This window comes from Paracoccus sp. (in: a-proteobacteria), from assembly GCF_039808215.1.
Classification (GTDB): domain Bacteria; phylum Pseudomonadota; class Alphaproteobacteria; order Rhodobacterales; family Rhodobacteraceae; genus Paracoccus.
The window spans coordinates 1-4,885 of the sequence record NZ_JBDHSP010000129.1 but is presented as its reverse complement, the minus strand read 5'-3'; the positions used below and the strand labels follow the sequence as shown (position 1 = coordinate 4,885).

Below are 4,885 nucleotides of genomic sequence, written 5' to 3'. Positions count from 1 at the left end.
GCCCGGGTGGAATTTTCTATAACTAATTCTGTATTGCCACTTCCCCTGGCCTTTAACTTTACTGTGTCGCCATAGATTTGGGTGGTTTGGGTGCGTGCGATTAATGCACTAAAAAATAAAGTGATGGTATATATTAATTTCTTCATCATGCTAAAATTGTAAAGCCCGGTACCCCGGGCAGATAAAAAATAAATTTTTTTGTTGCTGTACTTTCATCAACAGTAAATGGCACTTCGATTTTTTCTGCAAGGTCGCCTGTCGTGTATTGCCAAAATTGGAATACAGGAAACAAGCCAAATTTGGCCTGCCGGTCTGAAGTCATTAAAACTTCGAGTGTCGCCTCAGTATTGAACTCAATTCGTTCTTTCAATATTCCTGACATTGTCGTTTCTTTTACATATCCTTCATAAAAAAAAAGCGAGTTGCTATCTGTTACCATTTTTCCGGAAAAGCCCTTAATGCCATCATTTGTAATACCTGTAGAAAAATCAACCGTGATATAAGCAGGAAGGCAGCCGTTCCCAACCTGGTAATAAAAGTCAACCGGGCAATTTGCATCATAGCAAAGTGCAATAAGTGGCACGTTCATCATTGCTAAAGCCTGTTCCTGCAATTCTGCATAAGATCCCGGCAAAAAAAAATCAAAGACCTGCTCTGACCTGTTTAAGCCGAGGTCGCCAAGCATGTGTGAACTCAGTTTGTTTTTGCGTGGTGCACATTGCATTTTTATGAAACCTTTTCCAGGATTGAACTGATGATCTATAGAAATTACAACTGTATCGCCAATTGGCTCTTTAATACCACCAGGTAGGAACCATTCTACAGGCGCGAACCAAAATGATTCGGCAAGCCCGGACCCTACATTTTTGGGTGATAGCAAATGTTGAAACATATTGCTAAAGTAGAATGGTAAAAAAATCAGGAAAAGGACAAATAAAAATTAAATAAATGTGCCTGTTGCGGGTGGTTGGTTGAATTTTTTATCTCTACGAAAATTAAAATTGAATTCGCAACGATAGCCGAATTGATTATCGAATATGGGGCCAAATGGGGTTATGGAATAATTGAGATTGAAAAATTCAAACGGCGTGGTACAACGATCTGTGCCGCTGTAATGATCTGCCCATATTTTCTGTAAAACATCTGTCATTATTTTTTCTGCAAACGAAAAAGCATCCATTTCACTGGCAAAATTTTCCGGCAATGCGGATGCCACAATGCTAAAAGCGCCGAGATAACTATTCCGTACATCGTATTCAATTTCAGCACTTGTGTTTGTTTCGTATAATTCGAGTAATAGCGCGGGGAAACTCACTTTAGATCGAAGGCCTGTAATGGCTTCATCGGCGGACCACCGTGTAAAATGAACGCTGCCCGGAGGCGCATCGCCTGTTTCTCCTGCCGGATTGTGTTGTAAATCTACCTGGTGAACTGCCAGTTGACGAAAATAATCGGTGTATGCAGTAACGGTAGCATTGATCATGATACTAATTTTTTATTGTTTTGCGCGGAAATATTCATATCAAGAAAAAATTCTTTTAACAACATGCGGCGAATATCTTCACGGCTGCCATTTTTCTCTCCGGCGCCTGCATGAATGCATTTTGTAAAGACAAGCATATCCGGTTCATCAGAATTGATGCCACTTTCGTATAAATAAGGAAACCACCCCTGCAGTAGTGAACGGCACCCGGAATACCAGGCAAAAATTGCGTAAAGTTGGGATTCGGGCAATTTCGAAAATGCTGCTGTAAATGGCTCGTGATTATATGTAAGCCATTTGTGTTTTTCTGCGTTGAAATACATATAATCCTGCCCTTTTTGCCGCCAAAGGATAGCTGTAAGCCGCGCCATGGGTTCCGGGCGGGGATCCGTAATAAAATCCTGGTAAAATATTTCTGTATCTTCAAATTCACCACAAGTGATGCTGTCGAAATTGTCTTCCGGGCCAATAAAATTCGTGCCTGAAATATCTATTAAAGGGAAATGTTGCCGTGTAAGATTGTTTGATTTATATAAGAAATCGAGTAAGTCTATTGCTGCCAATGCTGCATCTTCGGGGTCCAAATACGTGGATGGATTGTCTTTTAATTCCTTTATATCCTTTGCTCTGTTTCTAAAAATAAAATCGAATATAGCGGCTTTTTGAAATTGTATTAGCTTACCCTCATAGAGTTGTTCCGCGCAAATAAATAACAATTCTTCGGTGGTAAGTTCATCCCATTCGGAAGGAAATGGGATTGTGTGGGAGAATTGTAATGGCACTGATAATGTGATGGTATTCATGAGGTAAAGGTGGTGGGGTGGGGCGGCGTGGAAAAGGACAGATTTATTTCTCCCACTTTTCTTCGCTGATTTTATGCCAACCTAAATCCTGCAATAATTTGCAAGCATACGAATAAGAAACTTTGCCTTTTTTAGAATTCAGCTTAATTACCGCTGCATGGCGGCGTTCCAATACATCTTTATACCAGTTTTGATGCTGCATCACTTCTGTTAAAAGATCAATTGCATTCATTTTCTTCTTCATTTTTTATTAATTCATTACGATAAGGCAAAGTTAGAGTAAGATTTAAATTCAGGTTGAAAAAATCATGGTTTGCAATTTTTATAGCCGAATCCAAATTGCTGCACCGTATATACCTGTGAAATGAATGTGTGGACTTGTGGCCGGTAATCTGCATGATATCCAATTCGCGAAGCCCTGAGAGAAATGCGTTTGTCGCGAAAGTCCTCCTTGCAGTATGGCTACTCATTAATTCTGCTTTCAATCGTGCCGTATCAATTCGTTGGCCGCCCTCTGTGCGGGTAAATACGACCTCAGAATCAATTCCTGACCTGAGTGCAATATCTTTAATTGACAAATTGTAGCATTGCTCCGAATTTTGATGCACTTGAAATTTTTGTCATTTTATTTAGTTTTTATTGTTAGACATTTTGGGATTGCCGTCCCGGTTTTGTTACACAAAGATAAGTCTTTTCATTTTATATGACAAAATATATTTTGTCATATAAAACCCATTTAACATATCAATCACAAATGAAAAAGCCAGGGTAGAAACCCCGGCCGTTTGCATTTATGAAAAACCAATTCCTATGAGAAGAGAGCGTTTAAATATTTACATAATTTGTATATGGAATAAAATCACGGCTATTATATTTAGCAAATAATTCGCGCCAAGAGTAACCGAATGTTTTCTGAAGATGCGGATCATCCTGAATGCTCTTAAAATCTCCACCCCATTCCCATCCTTCGGATTTAAACTTTCGCACCACCGTTTGCCAATCGGCTTTTCCATCCTTATCAAAATCGTACTTCACATCCCATGAAAGTACTTCGTATGTGCCATTCCCATCTTTGTCATACATTATAGCAAAATCAAATGCAAGCCCATAATTGTGAAAACTACTGCCTCCACGCGCGTTTGTTACAATTTTGCCCCCTCGTGTCCTACCCATTGCATACAGTTCGTTTTGCTCTGTAATTGTACGCAGTGCCTGTACAATGCGAATTTTAATAGTTTCGGGCCATACAGCTTCTATTTCATCAATTAACCTAATGACTTCATAGCGCACAGAGGGATGCAAAGAATTTGCCCGGGAAAGAGAAATGGTATCACGCATTATTTTCGTTTTTATCAATCCTGGCAAATTGGCCTTTTGAATTGGTGAAATAATTTTTTAATAAATAAGTAATAGCAGCAGATATGGCAGCTTGCAAATACGGCCTGAATTCTACCCATGTGGGCCAATGATCCTGCTGCAATAATACCAATAAAGTTGGCAACAATGCACTGCCAAATGCTATCAATGAGCCGCGAAAAACGTCACGAGCATTGAGTGTAAGAAAGTCTGATCGTTTATCCATACAATTAAATTAATCCATAAACTGTTGAGCCAGATTGATCCGCGAGCGGTGCAACATTGCTTACCGGCACAGGATAATCAGGGAAATCTGAAATATTATTTTCTATAAAATCAATCGCATTTTGCAGCCATACTTGTGCGCTTTTTTCCGCGCTTGTAATAATTTGATTAATGGCGCTGTTATTGGCCGGCTGTCGTGGCTCCTGATCTTTGTTTGTGACTGTAGAATTTGCTGCAATAATGGTAATGCCATTTGCATCTATCCGCACAGAATGAAAGGGTAAGGCAAAGCAAACGGTAAAATATGCGATTGTTTTTTTTAATTTTACCAATAATAATTTTTCCGGCGCAGTAAAAACTGGCGATGCGGATGCATCAATTGTTTTGAGGTGATCAAATAAATCATCTCCCAATTTCTGACGAATGATTTGTTCTTCCACATCAAGCATTTTATAGCGCCACGCAAAATAATTGCGCTGTGGGGATGCTGACCGGAAATATAAATCAAATTCGCTGCCTGTCTTTATAAAAAGCGAACGATAATTTTTAAATTCATCGCTGACAGTCCATAAAGGGTAATCGGTTTTATTTTGTTCGAGAAAGAGTATTAACGATTCTGCAGCTTTTTCCGCTTCACGTAATTTTTGTTCGCGAAAGTTAACTACCTGGTAACCATAGGCCGTTTTCACATTTGCACTTTCAGAACGTCGTGGACCTGAATCGGAAAGTAAAATTTCAGATTTGGGTGCATAATAAAAAGAAACATACGGCGCTATAAGCATTCGGCATTTATCCAATAATGATTTCTCCGACGCAGTGAGCGTACTTTCATCTGCAGCTGCAGTATATACTGTATTCAAACTGTCATACAATGCAGTGCCGATAATTGGTACCAATTCCCCTTCTTCTACCTGCCGTATGGTGAGCGATATGGATGCGAAATTTATTTCTGTAAATTCTGCATACTCTTTTATTTTGGATGTGGTTTTAAATAACATTATGAAACTACTTTAGTGGT

General features: G+C 39.2%; 7 protein-coding genes. All 7 read right to left on the bottom strand.

The window, feature by feature from the left end; genetic code table 11:
• Positions 1–145 precede the first annotated feature (145 nt).
• The 7 genes from WMK75_RS18350 to WMK75_RS18320 all read right to left on the bottom strand — a co-directional run bounded on the left by WMK75_RS18350 (position 146) and on the right by WMK75_RS18320 (position 4,865).
• Positions 146–685 carry a hypothetical protein gene (locus WMK75_RS18350; protein WP_347269026.1) on the bottom strand — a complete coding sequence of 180 codons (540 nt, stop codon included), beginning with the start codon at positions 683–685 and terminating at the stop codon, positions 146–148.
• A 255-nt stretch (positions 686–940) separates the two neighbouring features.
• Positions 941–1,483, bottom strand: coding sequence for a hypothetical protein (locus WMK75_RS18345; protein WP_347269025.1), 543 nt, complete (start codon positions 1,481–1,483; stop codon positions 941–943).
• Positions 1,480–2,286 carry a hypothetical protein gene (locus WMK75_RS18340; RefSeq protein ID WP_347269024.1) on the bottom strand — a complete coding sequence of 269 codons (807 nt, stop codon included), beginning with the start codon at positions 2,284–2,286 and terminating at the stop codon, positions 1,480–1,482. The genes WMK75_RS18345 and WMK75_RS18340 overlap by 4 nt, the downstream gene beginning before the upstream one ends.
• 43 nt (positions 2,287–2,329) lie before the next feature.
• The gene (locus WMK75_RS18335) at positions 2,330–2,530 is read right to left on the bottom strand and encodes a hypothetical protein (RefSeq protein WP_347269023.1); all 201 of its coding nucleotides are present in this window, start codon (positions 2,528–2,530) and stop codon (positions 2,330–2,332) included.
• Between the two features lie 581 nt (positions 2,531–3,111).
• Positions 3,112–3,624, bottom strand: coding sequence for a M15 family metallopeptidase (locus WMK75_RS18330; RefSeq protein WP_347269022.1), 513 nt, complete (start codon positions 3,622–3,624; stop codon positions 3,112–3,114).
• Positions 3,617–3,868, bottom strand: coding sequence for a hypothetical protein (locus tag WMK75_RS18325; protein WP_347269021.1), 252 nt, complete (start codon positions 3,866–3,868; stop codon positions 3,617–3,619). The genes WMK75_RS18330 and WMK75_RS18325 overlap by 8 nt, the downstream gene beginning before the upstream one ends.
• Positions 3,869–3,872: 4 nt before the next feature.
• Positions 3,873–4,865: a DUF6712 family protein gene (locus tag WMK75_RS18320; protein WP_347269020.1), complete on the bottom strand. Its 993-nt coding sequence runs from the start codon at positions 4,863–4,865 to the stop codon at positions 3,873–3,875.
• Between the last annotated feature and the right edge of the window lie 20 nt (positions 4,866–4,885).